The following is a 949-nucleotide window of genomic DNA, read 5'->3' as shown; positions in this document are numbered from 1 at the left end:
CGCCGCGAGATGGCGTCGGATGACATCGGAGGTCTACTTACACCCCGCAAGCGATCGCCCACATGGGGCGACCGTGATGGGTCTCAGTGCGTGGAGCTCAAGCAGGGATCTGAACTCAGTTGGCTCGACCCATCGCCCTGTGAGACGTGTGCTCAGCAGAGCCGATCGGACGGATCCCACCATCCGAGTTGCGCAGGTAGAGCAACAACGCGGCGGCCAGGACCGCAAGACTGCCACCGAGTGGTGCGGCCACGAGAGCTAAAAGGAAGCTGTGCTGCCAGCATAGATGGAGCGCTACCGCTCCGCCGACGTAGGCAGCGGCTATCAGGACGATGAGGCTCGTTCGCGCAGCCATAGCAACCCTCGAAGTGTCGCCATGCTCGCTTATAAGTTGTATTGATTGCGATCAAACGCAATTTCTACGCAGCTCAATCGGCTCTGTCATGTCCGGTGAAATTCAATCGCACGGCTTTCCGCCTAACCCCGCCGAAGGGTCGCCGCCGCCTTCACGATCGACAGGACGCCATCACGCGTCGTCTCGTCCGAGATGCTCGTGAATGCCATCACGAGTTCCATCACCTTCGGATCGCTGAAAAAGGTCGGCGCCGCAGTTTTCCCATCGTCGGTTTCTGCCTGCCCAGCAAAGAAGGTCTCGACAGGCACTTGGAGGGTATCTGCAATCGCCTGAAGTCGACCGGCGCCGACGCGGTTGCGACCCTTCTCGTACTTCTGCACCTGCTGGAAGCTCACCCCAATGGCGTGACCGAGTGTGGTTTGACTTAAGCCCTGAGCAGCGCGGAGCGCCGCGATGCGGCTCCCGATGGTGCGGTCGGCTTCGGTCGCCAGCTTCGGCTTGGTGGGGACGATCATCTTGGGCAGCTTTCGGGGGTGAGAAAGGCCGGGGCACCGTTGCCTACCGGACTACGAACACAACCGCATACGGGGACAT

The 949-nt window shown here is 60.9% G+C and carries 1 protein-coding gene; it reads right to left on the bottom strand.

The genetic code is table 11. The features are described from left to right. Nucleotides 1–477: 477 nt before the first annotated feature. Complete coding sequence (locus tag FV233_RS29625) at nucleotides 478–870, bottom strand: helix-turn-helix transcriptional regulator (protein ID WP_147853191.1); 393 nt, start codon at nucleotides 868–870, stop codon at nucleotides 478–480. Nucleotides 871–949: the final 79 nt, after the last annotated feature.

It is taken from the genome of Methylobacterium sp. WL7 (assembly GCF_008040085.1).
Lineage (GTDB): Bacteria > Pseudomonadota > Alphaproteobacteria > Rhizobiales > Beijerinckiaceae > Methylobacterium > Methylobacterium mesophilicum.
The sequence above is the reverse complement of the archived record's forward strand: the minus strand, read 5'-3'. Positions and strand labels throughout refer to the sequence as shown.

Excerpts from the sequence above, each read along its gene's own strand:
- FV233_RS29625 (WP_147853191.1), bottom strand. The coding sequence starts at position 870 with ATGATCGTCCCCACCAAGCCGAAGCTGGCGACCGAAGCCGACCGCACC.